The sequence below is a fragment of the Algoriphagus litoralis genome (assembly GCF_003259255.1).
In the GTDB taxonomy this organism is placed as follows: domain Bacteria; phylum Bacteroidota; class Bacteroidia; order Cytophagales; family Cyclobacteriaceae; genus Algoriphagus; species Algoriphagus litoralis.
This window is the reverse complement of sequence record NZ_QGOL01000020.1, coordinates 18,944-34,768: the sequence shown is the minus strand read 5'-3', so window position 1 is coordinate 34,768 and position 15,825 is coordinate 18,944. Positions and strand designations below refer to the sequence as shown.

Below are 15,825 nucleotides of genomic sequence, written 5' to 3'. Positions count from 1 at the left end.
ATTAGACTATTTCGGCCACCTTTTCCTTGAGGGCTGCTAAAGTTTTCTTTGTCTCCATGTCCAATGAATTCAAGGTCTCCTGGATTCCCTGTTGGTGATTTAGCTTTAGGTTATTCTCGACTCTTCTTGCAATTGGTCCGGCAGGGCTTTTGATTTGCCCCAGTCTACTTCCCAACTGGTGGCAAATCTCCAAGATTTCCTGCCAGCGATTGTTGAGTCGCGCTCTGGTGATTTTTTGCAGATCAGCCTCAGTATCCCGGATGAGATCCCGCACTATATCTGCAAGCAGCTCTTGGTCACCCATGCAAAACTTATCCATATCAGTCAGGCTAAACAACTCACTGTTGAGCGCTTCATTTCCATCTGAAAGACTTTTTGACTCCACTCGCTCAGGAAAAATCCCCCCCAGCGTTGCAATCAACTTTTCTTCTTGGAAGGGCTTCAGAATCAATTCATTAAATCCTTCCTGAAACATCCGCTCCTTTTCCTCCACAAAAACATTTGCAGTCATCGCCAACAGCGGCAGATCCTTGAATTCAGGAAAGTTTCTAATCGATTTTGCCACATCAAAACCAGAGAATTCGGGCATTTGGATGTCAATCATCGCCAAGTCCAATTCCATACTTTGAAATTCATCCCGGAAAAATTTGCCTCCTGGATAGGATACCACCTCAGCACCAAAATACGTCAGGACCGTTTCCAGATATTTTAAGCCGACGCGATCATCATCGATTAACAGAATTCGCAACCCACTGAGATCTATGGATTTTTCAGTTTCTTCGGTTCTTTCTTCAGTCTCTGCAGGAGACAAGGCGGTAGGAATGACCACACGCATGGTAGTTCCTTTTCCTTTTTCACTTGATGCAAAAAGCGACCCTTTCATCAGATTCACCAGTCGCTGCACAATTGCCAGCCCAAGTCCAGTCCCCCCAAATTTTCGTGAAACAGAGGCATCAGCCTGATCAAATTCCTGAAAGACTTTTGACAACTCTTCGGCTGTCATCCCGATGCCGGTATCCCGGATTACTAATTCCAACTGACCACCAGTCCAGGAGACTGAGACATTTACACTGCCATCCTGAGTAAACTTGAATGCATTTCCCAGGAGATTGTTCATCACTTGCTTGATCCGCAATTCATCGCCTACCAGCCATTGTCCCTCCGGAAGATCCAAATCCCACCTAAACTCGAGCTTTTTCTCTTTGGCTGTCAGTTCGAAGAAGCTTTGAATTGCACCAAAAAGACGAAAAGGATCGAATGGTTCTTTATCCAAACTGAGTTTGCCCGCTTCCAATCTGGAAAAATCCAAAATATCGTTGACGATCTCCATCAGCGTATCTGAAGCAAACCCGATCATTTTAAGATGAGATTTTTGATTGGCCTCCAGGTCTGATTTATCGAGAATAGCCCGGTATCCCTGAATGACATGGAGTGGGTTACGAATCTCATGACTCATGTTGGCCAGGAATTCCTGCTTGGACTTGGCCAGCTGATCAGACTTCCTTCTGGAGGTTTCAAGATCTTCCTGATAGGATTTATTTAGACGGATTTCTTTCAGGACAGAGTATACCAAAAATCCGGTCCCCACTATGGCAATCACCACTACGATCAGGAGAAAAAATGATACATCAAACACCAAACCCGAAGCTTGTGCACTCTGCTCATTTGAGGCAAGAATGGCTTTGGATTGCAGGTCTCTGATCAGATTCTGAACGGTGATACCGATTTCATTCTGTTTTTGGGAAAGTGAAGTTTCCAGCATCGCCAATTTTTGTCGTTGGGAACTCTCTTCTTTATAGATCTGATTAATCACACCTCGAAGCGAGTACAGCACACTGTCCAGACTTAGCGATTGGGAAGGTTCGGTATCTGGGGAGTTTTCATCCCGCAGCTTCCTCAGGTAGGCGATCAGCTGATCTTCATCCCGTTTGATCACCCCGGAGCGCTGCTCCTGTCTGCTAATGGCCTCTTCTTGGAGTTCATTATAGATGAAATTTTTCGGGTTAAGTTCTCTTAGGGGCCGATACTCCAGATTCTGGGCACGGCGCCTTATTCCCACTTCTACTTTGTTCAGTGCTTCCTGTGAAAAATTTCTCGAAGTAAGATTTTTCTTTACCTCATACAGGTCCACATACCCATTTATCAAGACTGCAAGGTTATCCCGGATAGTCTGAACACTCCTTCTTTCCAAAGAATCGGAGGCCAAAGTATCCAGCTCATCAAGTTTCCCCTGAAGCTGAGAAATCGTCGTGTCATTAACTCTACCATCGAGACTAAGGCTGTCTACTCCCAGCCTTGTGATCCTAAAAATATCAGACTGGAGATCATTCAGCAATTCAAGTTTTTGGTTAGGCTGGGCCAGCTTTCTGACCGAATCCTCCAATTGATTGAGTGAAAAATAGGTCAGTCCGGCTACGCTGATCAGAATAAAAGTCGCCAACGAAAACCCAGCGGCTACTTTTTTACCCGTAGATAATATTGATTTGAAGGGCTTCATTTGAGTTCTTTGGAGGCCCATAGCTATTCAACAATTATTCCAAGCTGATCAAAACCTCAATAATACATACCCCTGTGGCACGTATGTGGTAATGGTAGTCAAGGCAGAGTGAGCGATAGTGACTCCTGGCCACAGGTCAGCAGTTTTCAAATTCCGGGCTATCATAGACTGGCCGCAGACATAGACTTCTGCTCCAGCCTCCTTCAGGGCTTCAAATACTTTCAAATTGGGATTGGCAACCTCAAATCTCTCTTGATAATTCTCGTCATTGAGCAGGGAAAAAATAGCGCCTCCATGAATGATCACTTTAACCTTGATTTTCTCTTTTGGGACACCAGCCAGCCCATGTAAGTTCATCAACCGGGCAACATTGTCTACCCACCTAGAAATCTGCTTGTTATCTTCTGCACCTGAGGCCAGATCTACGATGATTTTATACTCCAAACTTGGGTCAGGGCGCTCTGTGGCATCGGCTATTTCATAAATTCCTCCATAACCTTTGACTATGGGAAATTGCGGGGTCTGAGCATTTGCCTGAATGGCAAAAAAGAGTGAAAGACCAAAAAAGGCGGAAAGGAGGATTTTCTTCATAGTGGGAAATTTGAATGAAAAGTAAGGAAAAATAAGAATCCAGAAAGTCCATTAATAAAAAAAGCCCGACCAATTGGGTCAGGCTTTGTGCGCACGAGAAGATTCGAACTTCCACACCCGTAAGGGCACCACCCCCTCAAAGTGGCGTGTCTACCAGTTTCACCACGTGCGCGGTTAGGGTCTGCAAAAGTAGAAATCCAAGTCAATTGAACCAAACGTCAATCAGTGATTTCTTTACTTTTTTCAATTTTTATCCAAAAACCTTCTTTTCGGCGGATTGAAGCGTATTGTACAGCAAAGCTGCGATGGTCATCGGACCTACTCCTCCAGGTACGGGTGTGATAGCGGCAGCTTTTTCAGCCACTTCATCAAACTTCACGTCACCGATCAAGCGGAATCCTGACTTTTTGCTGGCATCCTCGATTCGGTGAATTCCCACATCGATGACTACGGCTCCCCGCTTTACCATATCAGCCGTCACAAACTCAGGCTTACCGATAGCTACAATCAAAATGTCCGCGGAACGGCAGATTTCAGCCAGATTTTGGGTTTTGCTGTGAGTCAATGTCACGGTGGCATTGCCCGGATAGCCATTTCTGGCCATCAGTATGCTCATTGGGCTTCCTACGATATGGCTGCGTCCGATTACCACACAGTGCTTGCCTGCCGTCTCAATCTGATAGCGCTTCAGCAATTCAACAATTCCATAGGGAGTTGCGGCCACATAAGCTGGCCAGTTGAGCGTCATCCGACCGACATTGGCAGGAGTAAATCCGTCTACGTCTTTTTCAGGTTTGATTTTATTGGTGACTTTATCGACAGAGATATGTTTTGGCAGGGGAAGTTGCACGATCAATCCGTCGATGTCGGGATTTGTGTTGATATCTTCCACCACTTTGAGGAGTTCTTCCTCAGTTATGTCCGCCTCAAGTCGAACAAGTGTGGACACAAACCCCACTTCTTCGCAGGATTTTACTTTTGCTCCCACATAGGTTTGACTTGCACCGTCATTACCTACCAGTACCGCAGCGAGGTGGGGGACTTTTCCTCCCTCAGCTTTGATTTCCGCTACGCGCGACGCAATTTCATTTTTGATGTCTTGGGAGGTTTTTTTTCCGTCAATTAATATCATCTCTTGGTATCTGAAGTTTTTGGTTTGAAGTACGGTTTACGAATTACGATATACGAGCTCTCTCCTGGATTCAGCGCTCTCTTGAGGATTTGATGCTGGAGACTACAATTGCAAGAATTTCATCTGCTTCTTTGATCTGTCGATTCAATTCAGGCATTAAATCAATATTTTCATTGATTTCCAAGATAAACTCCAAGAAAAATTGGCTTTCATCAGCCTCTTCCTCAACAATCTTTAGCTTGTTGATAAAATCTGCCGTTGATTTCGCGCGACATGCTGCTCTATAATTTGCTGGAACTGATGTGGAAGATCGTATCAATTGATTTACGATTCCATTGTATTCCCGTGAATGCGGAAGTTTTTGGCAAAATCTCCAAACATCAATCGCAAACTGCTTCGTTTTTCGTTGCATTTGGTATTTATCCATGACTAAAGATTCTTACGAGTACCTGATAAATTTTAAATTACTCAAGATTCAACTGCTGATTACCTTAAAAACTGAACTTCAACCACTCTTTAGATTTCACTCCAAAAAGGGTAGAAAAGGATGATTGAAGTTCTAGACGAGTTCGTAATTCGTAAATCGTAAATCGTAATTTAATTTAACCACGAATGATGAAGTAAGACCTCCGCAACTCGTATGTCGTAATTCGTAAATCGTAAATCGTAATTTAATTTAACCACGAATAATGAAGAAGGAGAATCGCCTATTCCCTTTAATCTAATTTTAGCACCGCCATAAACGCCTCCTGAGGGATCTCGACGTTGCCGACTTGTCTCATTCGCTTCTTGCCTTTTTTCTGCTTCTCGAGGAGTTTACGCTTACGCGAAATATCACCGCCATAGCACTTGGCCAATACGTTTTTACGCAATGCTTTTACCGTTTCACGCGCAATGATCTTTTGTCCAATTGCTGCCTGAATGGCGATTTCAAACATTTGTCGAGGTACAAGTTCCTTCAGTTTTTCGCAGAGTCTCTTGCCCCAGTCATAGGCTTTCTCCCGGTGCACAATCGCCGAGAGTGCATCTACGGGCTCCCCATTCAGCATCACATCCAATCGCACCATTTGGGATACCTGATAGCCGATCAGTTCGTAATCCAGTGAAGCATACCCTCTGGAGATCGTTTTCAGCTTATCAAAAAAGTCAAATACAATCTCCGCCAGCGGCATGTCAAAGGTCAACTCAACCCGCTCCGCTGTGAGGTAAACCTGATTTTTAATCTGCCCTCGCTTGTCCATACAGAGAGTAATTACCGCACCGACGTATTCCGCAGCAGTAATGATCGAAGCTTTGACATACGGCTCCTCGATATGCTTCATCCGGGTTGGTTCGGGCATATCAGAAGGTGCATTGATCAATTGGACGGTATCGTCGGTCATGAGCGCCTTAAACTGCACCGAAGGCACAGTCGTGATCACGGTCATGTCAAACTCCCGCTCCAATCGCTCCTGGATGATCTCCATGTGCAGCATGCCCAGGAATCCGCAGCGGAATCCAAAGCCCAAAGCCATGGAGGTCTCCGGTTCCCAAACCAATGAGGCATCATTCAGCTGGAGTTTCTCCATCGAGTAGCGCAGCTCTTCGTAGTCTGTAGTCTCTACCGGATAAATCCCCGCAAAAACCATTGGCTTGACGTTTTCAAACCCTTGAATTGCCGCTTCGCAAGGTCGCTTTACGTGAGTAATCGTATCCCCTACTTTGATTTCCTTGGCGACTTTCACACCGGAGATCAGGTAGCCCACATTGCCGGCATACATCGTCTGCTGAGGGATCTGGTTGAGTCCCAAAATCCCGATTTCATCTGCTTCGTATTCACGTCCTGTGTTGACAAATTTGATTTTGTCGCCTTTGTTTATTGTCCCGTTGAAAATTCTAAAAATAATCTCAACTCCTCGGAAGGAATTGTATACGGAATCAAAAATCATGGCCTGAAGCGGCGCTTCGGGATCCCCTTTTGGTGCAGGAATTCGGGTCACTACGGCTTTGAGAATGTCCTCAATTCCAATTCCAGCTTTGCCTGAGGCTAAAATTATCTCCTCACGCCGACAGCCCAACAGGTCAATCACCTCATCCGCCACAGCCTCAGGATCTGCACCCGGCAAATCGATTTTGTTCAAAACCGGGATGATTTCCAGGTCATGATTCAACGCCAAATAAAGGTTGGAAATCGTCTGCGCCTCCACGCCCTGAGAAGCATCCACGATGAGCAATGCACCTTCACAGGCAGCAATAGATCGGGATACTTCATAGGAAAAATCGACGTGACCAGGGGTGTCAATTAGGTTGAGAATGTATTCTTCGCCTTCATGGGTGTACTTCATTTGGATCGCATGAGACTTGATCGTGATGCCGCGCTCACGCTCCAGATCCATATTATCCAACAACTGGTTTTGCATATCCCGGTCCGCAACCGTGTCGGTCGTTTGCAATAACCTATCCGCCAATGTACTCTTCCCATGATCGATATGGGCGATGATACAGAAATTTCTAATGTTTTTCATAGCTATTCGTGCCGCAAAAGTAGGAAAAAAGAAGGATGATTAGTCTATCCCTTCCTGTGTTTGCGCTAAATACACTTTGTTGAAATAATTTGTTGGAAAAAGGTAACCGAGATAGGTTGAAGTGAAATACTGTTGAAATAGATTTTGCTCCGCAAAAAAGAAATACGCCTGCGGCAAAATAAAGTGACCCAAACGGATTTAGGATGCTATTTCACGTAGCCTATTTCACCGAGCGCAGCGAGGTTTATTTCTACTGTATTTCAACGGTATTTCCATTGTTTTTTACCTTTACACCCAAATCACCGCTATTCCATGCAATCCATCGCTGAAAAGAAAAAATCCCAAAACATCGGAGAATACCTTGTCTACATGTACCAAATGGAGGATCTCATCCGGTCCTATCAGGGAAATATGGAGGAAATCCAGCAATATGTGGTTTCCCACTATCCCGTTTCGGAGCAAGAAAAAGCCGAAATCACCCGCTGGTTTGAGGAGCTTCGAGACAACATGATGAGTCAAGAAATCATGGAAAAAGATCACCTTAGAGAACTCCGGGACCTCGTAGAAAATCTCGCAAACCTCCACTGGAAACTGCTCAAAACAGACAAAACCTACTTTGAAACTTACAATAAGGCAAAGCCGCATATCCTAGAGGCAATTCTAGCTTCAGATGGCGAAAATCCAGGCAACGAAATCCAGATTTGTATCAATGGGATTTATGGTCTTTTGCTTTGTCGGCTTTTGGGTAAAAAGGTAGATGATCAGCAAATCAAAGCTGCCGAGGCTTTCGGGGAGGTACTGAGCCTGCTAAACTTCAATTACCAACAGCGAATTTTCATGTCACCGAATTAAAGAATTGAAAGATTGGAAAATTGAAAGATTTCTGAGCACCAATCTTTACAAGAGCGCCAAATTCACCTCTCCGCCGCAAATCGTAAATCATACTTCTGTTTAAAATGATTTATGATTTTTAAATTCATGGCCGATTAATGCCTGATTCTTGTGTAAATTGATAGGAACCGATTTTCGACTATCATGGCTTTTTATCAACAAGAGATTTCTGAACTTTTTGCTGACTTTTCCTCTCAAAAGGAAGGGATTTCAGCTTCTGAAGCCAAGGAGAGAATCGAAAAACACGGTCCCAACGTTCTTCAGGAAAAGAAGAAAAAACCTGCTTGGATACTTTTTCTGTCCCAGTTTAAGGATTTCATGATCCTGATTTTGGCGGCAGCAGCTGTCATTTCGGGCATTGTCGGTGACCTCACGGATACGATCATCATCTTGGTCATCATCGTCCTCAATGCAGTTTTGGGCTTTGTACAGGAGTATCGAGCCGAAAAGGCCATGGAATCCCTGAAGAAGCTGACCGAAACCCAAACGGCCGTCATCAGAGATTCCCAAACAGTTACTATCCCTTCCACCGAACTGGTTCCAGGTGATGTAGTGATTTTGGAAGCGGGAAATATGGTGCCTGCCGATATCCGACTGCTGGAGACTTTTTCCCTAAAAGTGGACGAATCTTCCCTAACTGGGGAATCTGTGTCCATCGACAAGATTGCCGAACCCATCGCCAAACCCGAACTCTCCCCCGGGGATCAATTAAACATGGGGTTCAAAGGAACCCTAGTCACCAATGGCCGGGCCACTGGACTCGTCGTGGGCACAGGGATGAAAACCGAAATCGGAAAAATCGCCGATCTCCTTCAAGCGGATTCTCCCTCCACCCCTTTGCAACAGCGCATGCAGCGGTTTGCCAAGGTGATTTCCTTTATCATTTTGGGGATCTGTGCCCTACTTTTTCTAGGTGGACTCGCCCGGGGTGAAGAGATGCTGCCCGTGTTGTTACTATCGGTGAGTTTGGCAGTGGCAGCCATTCCTGAAGCTTTGCCAGCGCTGATTACCATTGCATTGTCGCTTGGCGCAGGCCGATTGGCCAAAAAGAAAGCACTGGTACGCAAACTCCCCGCAGTGGAAAGCCTGGGTTCGGTGACTTACATCTGTACCGACAAGACAGGAACCCTGACCCAAAACAAAATGTCTGTGGTCAATCTCGAAGTCAATCATCAGCAAAGCTTTTCCACGAAATTCTCCAATCTCCAACTTGCCATGGGGCTCTCTCATGATGTGCGCTTGGATAAAGATGGCAAACCAAGCGGAGAGGCCACCGAACTTGCTTTGGTAGAACGCCTGCTCAGGGACATTTCGCAAGAACAATTCGAAGGACTGGCAACTGAATTTCCCAGAATTGGAGAAATCCCCTTTGACTCCAGCCGGAAACGGATGAGTACCCTCCACCGATTCGGGGATCAGGTCTTGGTGCTCTGCAAAGGTGCCTCGGAATCCATCGCAGAGATTTTGGAGGAACCCCAAAAGGCAGAAGAGCTTACTTCCACTTCTGATACATGGGCTGAAAAAGGGGAACGCGTGTTGGCTTTTGCAGGAAAAATTATCCCAAAACTCCCTGAAGAAGCACTATGGAGTGAACTGGAAAAAGATTTGGAATACTTCGGAAAAGCAGGAATGATCGATCCTCCGAGGGAAGAAGTCAAGCATTCGATTCGGGAATGTATCAATGCTGGAATTAAGCCAGTGATGATTACCGGAGATCATCCAGCCACAGCCAAAGCAATCGCAAGGGAAGTTGGCATTTGGAAATCGGGGGACAAGGTGCTTTCCGGGGCAGAACTGGCAAATCTCAGCGACGAAGCTTTTACCGCTCAGGTGGAGCGGGTCAGCGTATATGCCCGCGTGGCACCCGAGCAAAAGTTGCGAATCGTGCAGGCATTGCAGCAGAAAGGCCACTATGTCGCCATGACCGGAGACGGAGTCAATGATGCACCTTCCCTCAAGGCGGCAACCATCGGTATTGCCATGGGAATCGCGGGAACTGATGTAAGCAAGGAAGCCGCTCACCTGATACTTCTCGATGACAACTTCTCGACTATCGTCCGTGCCGTAAAGGAAGGGAGAAGAATCTATGACAACATCCGCAAATTCATCAAGTACATCATGACTTGCAATGGGGCGGAGATTTGGGTCATTGGCCTTGCTCCTTTCCTTGGTTTACCCAATCCACTTTTGCCGATTCATATTCTTTGGATCAATCTGGTGACGGATGGACTTCCCGCTTTGGCTTTGGCCGGAGAAAAACCTGAAAAAGACCTGATGAAACGACCTCCTCGCCCACCAAAGCAAAGTCTATTTGCCGAAGGTGTGGGCTATCATATCGTTTGGGTGGGAATGTTGATGGCGGCGGTGACGCTGTTTACGCAATACTGGGCAATCAGCAAAGGATGGCACTCGCAGACCATGGTGTTTACCGTGTTGGCTTTTTCTCAGCTGGGACATGTAATGGCTGTCAGGAGTGATCGGACCTTCCTTTTCAAACAAGGGCTTCTGAGCAATAAACCATTGCTCATGGCGGTTGGGGGCACCTTGGTCCTGCAGTTTGGGGTGGTATACCTGCCTTTTATGAATGATATTTTCAGAACGGTTCCTTTGAGCTGGAAAGAATTGGGATTCGCTGTTGCTATGGCTCTGATTGTATTCCATGCAGTAGAGCTGGAGAAATTTGTCAGAAAGTTACTTTCGAAAAAATAGCTCAAAGGTTTCACGGAAGGACACAGATGCTAAGTAATATTTATCTGTGAAAATCTGTGTCTTCTGTGAGAAACTCCTTTTTTTTGCTCACAGATTTCACGGATGGACACAGATGGTTAGCATTATCTATCTGTAAAATTCTGAGTCATCTGTGAGAGCCTTCTTTTTTTTAGCTCACAAATAGCACGGAAGGACACAGATGGTTAGTGATATTTATCTGTGGTAATCTGTGTCATCTGTGAGAAACTCCTTTTTTTATCCATCATTGGACAAATGAACTGGTTATCATATTTTTACCTAGATAATTTCCATTTTTCAATCCATTTTTATACAGCTACTTTATGGACTTAAATGACATTACTTTTGAAATAAGAGGAGCAGCGTTTTCTGTTCATAATGAACTAGGACCAGGTTTGCTTGAAAGCGTTTACGAATCCTCAATGGCTTATGAACTGATTAGATCTGGCTTAAAAGTGAGAACTCAGGTTCCTCTTCCTGTTATTTATAAAGAAATTAAGCTAGAGCTAGGTTTTAGAATTGACTTATTGGTTGAAGAATCTGTCATTGTAGAAATAAAATCAGTTGACTTAATCCATGACGTTCACAAAAAACAACTGCTTACCTATTTAAGGCTATCCAAGAAGAAGGTCGGACTCTTAATAAATTTCAACTCAATGAAACTTGTTGAAAAAGAGACAATAATTCGAATTGTTAATTAATCAGATCTTATAGATTCCACCCATGATTTTTCTAGATTTTATCTGTGGAAATCTGCGCCATCTGTGAGAAACTCATTTTTTTTAGCTCACAGATTTCACGGATGGACACAGATGGTTAGTGATGTTTATCTGTGGTAATCTGTGTCATCTGTGAGAAACTCTTTTTTTTGCTCACAGATTTCACGGATGGTCACAGATGGGTTGTTTTTTTGAATCTGTGGTCATCTGTGTCATCTGTGAGAAATCTCATGATTCAAAGAAAATCTATCGCTATAATCAGATTTTCGCTTTTGCCTTGGCCTAATTTTCATATTTTCCAAGCTTAATCCTTTCTCCCCTTTATTCCACCACCTTGAATTCACATCCATCCACTGACCAAACCCAAGAAAAACTCCCCAGAAATTTAGGACTTTGGGGCATTTGGATGCTGGTAGTCAATGGCCTGATCGGTGCGGGAATTTTTGGACTTCCAAGCGGAGCTGCTGCGCTGGCAGGAGAATACAGCATCCTGATCTACGCCTTTTGCGCGCTGTTGATTTTACCGGTGATCTTGAGTTTTGCGGAGCTGGGAAGCTATTTCCGCGGCACAGGAGGACCTGTTCGCTACGGAACCCTGGCATTTGGTCCGTTTATCGGTTTTCAGGGTGGCTGGCTGTATTACCTGGCACGCTTGATCTCCTTTTCTGCAAATACCGTTTTGCTTACCGACAGCATCGCCTATTTCCTCCCAATTGCCGGAGAACCCACGGGAAGACTGATTTCCATAGCTTTGACCTGCCTTCTCCTCAGCCTGATCAATGTGCTCGGATCAGTAGAATCCATCCGAACGATGACCGTTTTCACCATCATCAAATTCACGGTGTTAATTCTGCTGCCTCTAGGCGGATTTATCCTATTGGGCGCTGAGGTGATACCAAGTTTTGAGTCCACAGTCCCCCCTTTTTCCGACTTGGGCAGTGCTGCTTTGCTGCTGATCTATGCATTTGTAGGATTTGAAGGAGCGGTAGTTCCGGCGGGGGAAGCCAAGCGGCCTGAGCGGGATATGCCTTTGGGTTTACTGCTGGGACTTGCGGTCGTAGCGGTACTGTACATGCTGATCCAGCTGGTTACGCAGGCGGCTGTTCCGAATCTGGCAGATTCCAAAACTCCGCTGTTGGATGCTTCTGCTTCGCTTTTTGGAAGTGTGGGAGCAGTGATTCTGATGATCGGTGTGGGAGCCTCCGTTATCGCCAATCTGTTGGGCTCCATGTTTTCATCCACGCGATTGACGTATGCGCTTTCTTTGGACAATTCACTTCCTGGCTGGTTTGGGAAAGTCCACCCGAAATACCTGACCCCTGCCAATTCGGTGGTATTCTTTGGCATTTCGGCCTTTTTGCTTTCTGCCTTTGGCTCATTTACGGTTTTGGCAGCCATGACCGTTTTGTCCAGACTCTTTCTCTACATCATGAGCTGTGCGGCAATTCCCAAGCTCCGCTCCCAATTTCAGGGAAGTGGACGATTCATCCTGAAAGGCGGATATACCGTCCCTATCTTGGGCATTTTGGCCTGCCTTTGGCTGATGATGCAGGTCAGTGCCCGGTCAATCTGGATGACGGCTTTGTTTATCGCGATTGGTTCGGGTTTGTATTGGTTGGGAAGAAAAGGAAAAAATAAGTAAGGATTTGAGATTGCCCTACTTCGATCTTCATCATTCGACATTCGATATTCATCATTTGATATTCAAGGTTCGGCATTCGATATTCATCATTCGATGTTCGGTATTTGATATTTGATATTCGAGGTTCGCCATTCGATATTCATCATTCGATGTTCGAAATTCGATATTCAGCATTCGATATTCAAGATTCGAAATTCGATATTCATCATATGATGTTCGGTATTTAATATTCATCATTCGAAATTCGATGTTCGAAATTCATAATTACAGGAATTTTAAAATCTGATCTTCCAATATTACAATCCCCCTACCCCCTTTAGAAGGGGGATTTGCCAAAGGCCAACTTCAAACCTTTATTTCTCTTTTTAACTTGTGATTATTCATAAGCAAATTGAAAATTAAGGTGCTTCAATTTTCGCATCATCTTTTAGACCTTAGATTTTCTACTTTTGAACCATGCCAAAACCTAATCTTGCCATCCGGACGGTCATTTTCAGCATGTTGGGCAATGTCGCCTTGGCAGCGATTAAGTTCTTGGCTGGGATTTTTGGCAATTCGTATGCACTGATCGCCGACGGGATCGAGTCCACAGTGGATATTTTCTCTTCCGTTTTGGTTCTCCTAGGGCTGAAATATGCCGCCCGACCTGCTGATGACAATCACCCCTATGGACATGGCAAAGCCGAACCGCTGATTACATTCTTGGTGGTCACTTTTCTGATCATATCGGCATTTACCATTGCTTGGCAGGCTGTAGTCAATATCCAGACTCCCCATGAATTACCAGAATCCTGGACGCTGATGGTCTTAGGAGGGATCATTATCTGGAAGGAAGTCTCCTACCAAGTGGTCATGAACCGAAGCAAAAAGCTCAAAAGCTCTTCACTCAAAGCGGAGGCATGGCATCACCGCTCTGATGCCATCACTTCGGTGGCAGCATTCGTGGGGATTTCTATCGCTCTTTTTGGAGGGGAGGGATTTGAGGTTGCCGATGACTATGCGGCCATGATCGCCTGTGCATTTATTCTCTACAACTGCTACGGCATATTCAGACCGGCACTCGGGGAAGTGATGGATGAAAACAACTTTGAGGAATTGACAGAGGAGATCCGGGTAATTTCACTTCAAGTCCCAGGTGTGGAAGGAACTGAAAAATGCTATATCCGAAAGGCCGGCATGAAATACCATGTAGATCTGCATGCTCATGTAAGGGGTGACTTGACCGTCACCGAAGGCCACCATATTTCACACCAATTGAAGGACGCCCTGATCAATAAAATCCCAGAGTTGGGCAATGTGCTCATTCACATCGAACCGTCCTGATCAACCCAAATTCCTGAAAGGGTTTTAACTTTTTCCCTTTCAATTTTTCCCCTCTCTGATTATCCTCAAGGAACCAAATTCCAGTCTATCTCGGAAGCGGCTCTGAAGGAGCCAAACCATTCATGACCCTGTACGGAGTGCAGGGAAAATAAGGAATTGAATGGCCAAGAGCCCTGAAAGGGTGAAACACTAAAGTCCCACCCTTCCAGGGCTCCTCTTTACTATTTTTTTATTTTACTCCCGGTTTTACCGGGGGTTCCGCCTCGGCGGACAGGTTTGAATTGTTTCAATCCTTCGGATCTTGGTCAAAATAAAATTAATCTTCCTGGCAAATTCATTGATTAAATTCTTCGACTGCTGTGATTTCGGATATTCATGTTTCCCTTTTATGCTTTGCGGATCCCCAACTTTTTCCCAGCAAAACTTCTCTAACACACCAGTCCGCTACTACCTAAACTGATTATTTCAGCATTTTTTCCAGAGGAATAGACATAGTAAGTTTTTACGGTTTAATCATTCTGTCTATAAAAACCATTTATACTTACCTGAAAAACCAAATTTAATTTTATGATAATAGGAAAAAGCAAACTTAAATAGTAATCTTACTTTTTTATCAGCCAAATCAAACGTCTCATGAAATCACCCTTTGCTGCGAGAAACCTATGCCTAGGTTTTATCACCCTTTGCTTTCTCCACACTTCCTGTAAAGAAGAAGCTGTGACCCAATTACCCCCGATTCAAGTAAACGTGGTGAAGGCTGTCCAAAGTGATGTTCCCCTCTATGAGGAATTTGTCGCCCAAGTCTATGGCAAATCGGATGTAGATATCCGTGCACGTGTGGAAGGCTGGGTTACTTCAGTGAATTTCAAAGAAGGATCAGTGGTGAAAAAAGGCGACTTGCTCTACACCATCGATGATATCGAATACAAAAACAAACTGGATCGACAGGCCAGTGAAGTGACCCGTGCCCAGACCGAATTGGTACGGGCACAAAGCGAACTCAACCGGGTCCGTCCTTTGACCGAACTCAATGCCCTGAGCCAGCGGGATCTGGAAAATGCGGTAGCCCAATACGAAGCTGCCAAGGCAAATGTGGATGCAGTCCGCTCTACGCTGGAAAATGCCAAAATCGAACTGAGTTACACCCGGGTGACAGCTCCTTTTGACGGAGTCATCGGCATCTCTAATGTAAGAGAAGGCGACTATGTCAGCCGAATGGGCAGCACCTCTGTTTTATCCACGATTTCAAGTTTGGATGGAGTCAGAGTACGCTTTGAGATCAGTGAAAAGGAATACCTGAGAATCGCCCAACTGAGTCCAGAACAACTGGCCAATGCCCGCAAAAACGTAGAATTGATTTTGGCAGACGGCTCCATCTATTCTGAAGTAGGCGAGCTTGACTTTGCCAATCGGGAAATTGATCCCAAGACTGGAACCCTGACCATCGAAGCCTCATTTCCCAATCCAACAGGACTATTGAGACCGGGACTTTTTGTGAAAACAAGAGTGCTTTTGAATACCGAAAAAGCGGCGATTATGGTTCCTCAACGCGCAGTCTTCCAGCTACAAAACCTGAATCAGGTCTTCACACTCACAGACTCCAGCACGCTCAAAGCCACTACCGTGGTAGCAGGTCAAAAGATAGGAGATGCCTGGATTATCAAAAGCGGATTGAATCCGGGTGATCGGGTAGCAATCGTAGGCAATGCGGGACTCACCGCCAATGTCAAAGTCGAGGTGGTCGAGCAAGCTTGGACTCCCAAAGGCAATTAACCAAAATCATTTCCTCAAAAATTTCT

11 protein-coding genes and 1 tRNA gene are annotated in these 15,825 nt (G+C 45.1%); 6 read left to right on the top strand and 6 right to left on the bottom strand.

The window, feature by feature from the left end; translation table 11 throughout:
- Position 1 precedes the first annotated feature (1 nt).
- The 6 genes from DK188_RS19455 to lepA all read right to left on the bottom strand — a co-directional run bounded on the left by DK188_RS19455 (position 2) and on the right by lepA (position 6,724).
- Positions 2-2,497, bottom strand: coding sequence for an ATP-binding protein (locus DK188_RS19455; RefSeq protein ID WP_198673052.1), 2,496 nt, complete (start codon positions 2,495-2,497; stop codon positions 2-4).
- A gap of 48 nt (positions 2,498-2,545) precedes the next feature.
- Positions 2,546-3,088 (bottom strand): DsrE family protein, encoded by a 543-nt coding sequence (locus DK188_RS19450; protein WP_111672522.1) that lies wholly within the window; start codon positions 3,086-3,088, stop codon positions 2,546-2,548.
- 88 nt (positions 3,089-3,176) lie between these two features.
- A tRNA-Leu gene (locus tag DK188_RS19445) sits at positions 3,177-3,260 on the bottom strand.
- Positions 3,261-3,338: 78 nt separating this feature from the next.
- Positions 3,339-4,220 carry a bifunctional 5,10-methylenetetrahydrofolate dehydrogenase/5,10-methenyltetrahydrofolate cyclohydrolase gene (locus tag DK188_RS19440; protein ID WP_111672521.1) on the bottom strand — a complete coding sequence of 294 codons (882 nt, stop codon included), beginning with the start codon at positions 4,218-4,220 and terminating at the stop codon, positions 3,339-3,341.
- 70 nt (positions 4,221-4,290) lie between these two features.
- Positions 4,291-4,647 carry a four helix bundle protein gene (locus tag DK188_RS19435; protein ID WP_111672520.1) on the bottom strand — a complete coding sequence of 119 codons (357 nt, stop codon included), beginning with the start codon at positions 4,645-4,647 and terminating at the stop codon, positions 4,291-4,293.
- Between the two features lie 289 nt (positions 4,648-4,936).
- A complete protein-coding gene (lepA, locus tag DK188_RS19430) occupies positions 4,937-6,724 on the bottom strand; it encodes a translation elongation factor 4 (RefSeq protein WP_198673051.1) in 1,788 nt (595 codons plus the stop codon).
- A gap of 312 nt (positions 6,725-7,036) precedes the next feature.
- Here lepA and DK188_RS19425 point away from each other — a divergent pair, with 312 nt between their 5' ends.
- From DK188_RS19425 to DK188_RS19395, 6 genes are all read left to right on the top strand, one after another.
- Entirely contained in the window at positions 7,037-7,576 is a 540-nt protein-coding gene (locus tag DK188_RS19425) for a DUF4924 family protein (protein WP_111672518.1), read from the top strand.
- 183 nt (positions 7,577-7,759) lie between these two features.
- Positions 7,760-10,324, top strand: a complete 2,565-nt coding sequence (locus DK188_RS19420) for a cation-translocating P-type ATPase (protein ID WP_111672517.1) — start codon at positions 7,760-7,762, stop codon at positions 10,322-10,324.
- A 341-nt stretch (positions 10,325-10,665) separates the two neighbouring features.
- Positions 10,666-11,043 (top strand): GxxExxY protein, encoded by a 378-nt coding sequence (locus DK188_RS19415; protein ID WP_111672516.1) that lies wholly within the window; start codon positions 10,666-10,668, stop codon positions 11,041-11,043.
- 352 nt (positions 11,044-11,395) lie between these two features.
- Positions 11,396-12,703 (top strand): APC family permease, encoded by a 1,308-nt coding sequence (locus DK188_RS19410; protein ID WP_232825778.1) that lies wholly within the window; start codon positions 11,396-11,398, stop codon positions 12,701-12,703.
- 456 nt (positions 12,704-13,159) lie between these two features.
- Positions 13,160-14,026 carry a cation diffusion facilitator family transporter gene (locus tag DK188_RS19400; RefSeq protein ID WP_111672515.1) on the top strand — a complete coding sequence of 289 codons (867 nt, stop codon included), beginning with the start codon at positions 13,160-13,162 and terminating at the stop codon, positions 14,024-14,026.
- A 633-nt stretch (positions 14,027-14,659) separates the two neighbouring features.
- Positions 14,660-15,799 carry an efflux RND transporter periplasmic adaptor subunit gene (locus DK188_RS19395; protein WP_111672514.1) on the top strand — a complete coding sequence of 380 codons (1,140 nt, stop codon included), beginning with the start codon at positions 14,660-14,662 and terminating at the stop codon, positions 15,797-15,799.
- The last annotated feature ends 26 nt before the right edge of the window (positions 15,800-15,825 follow it).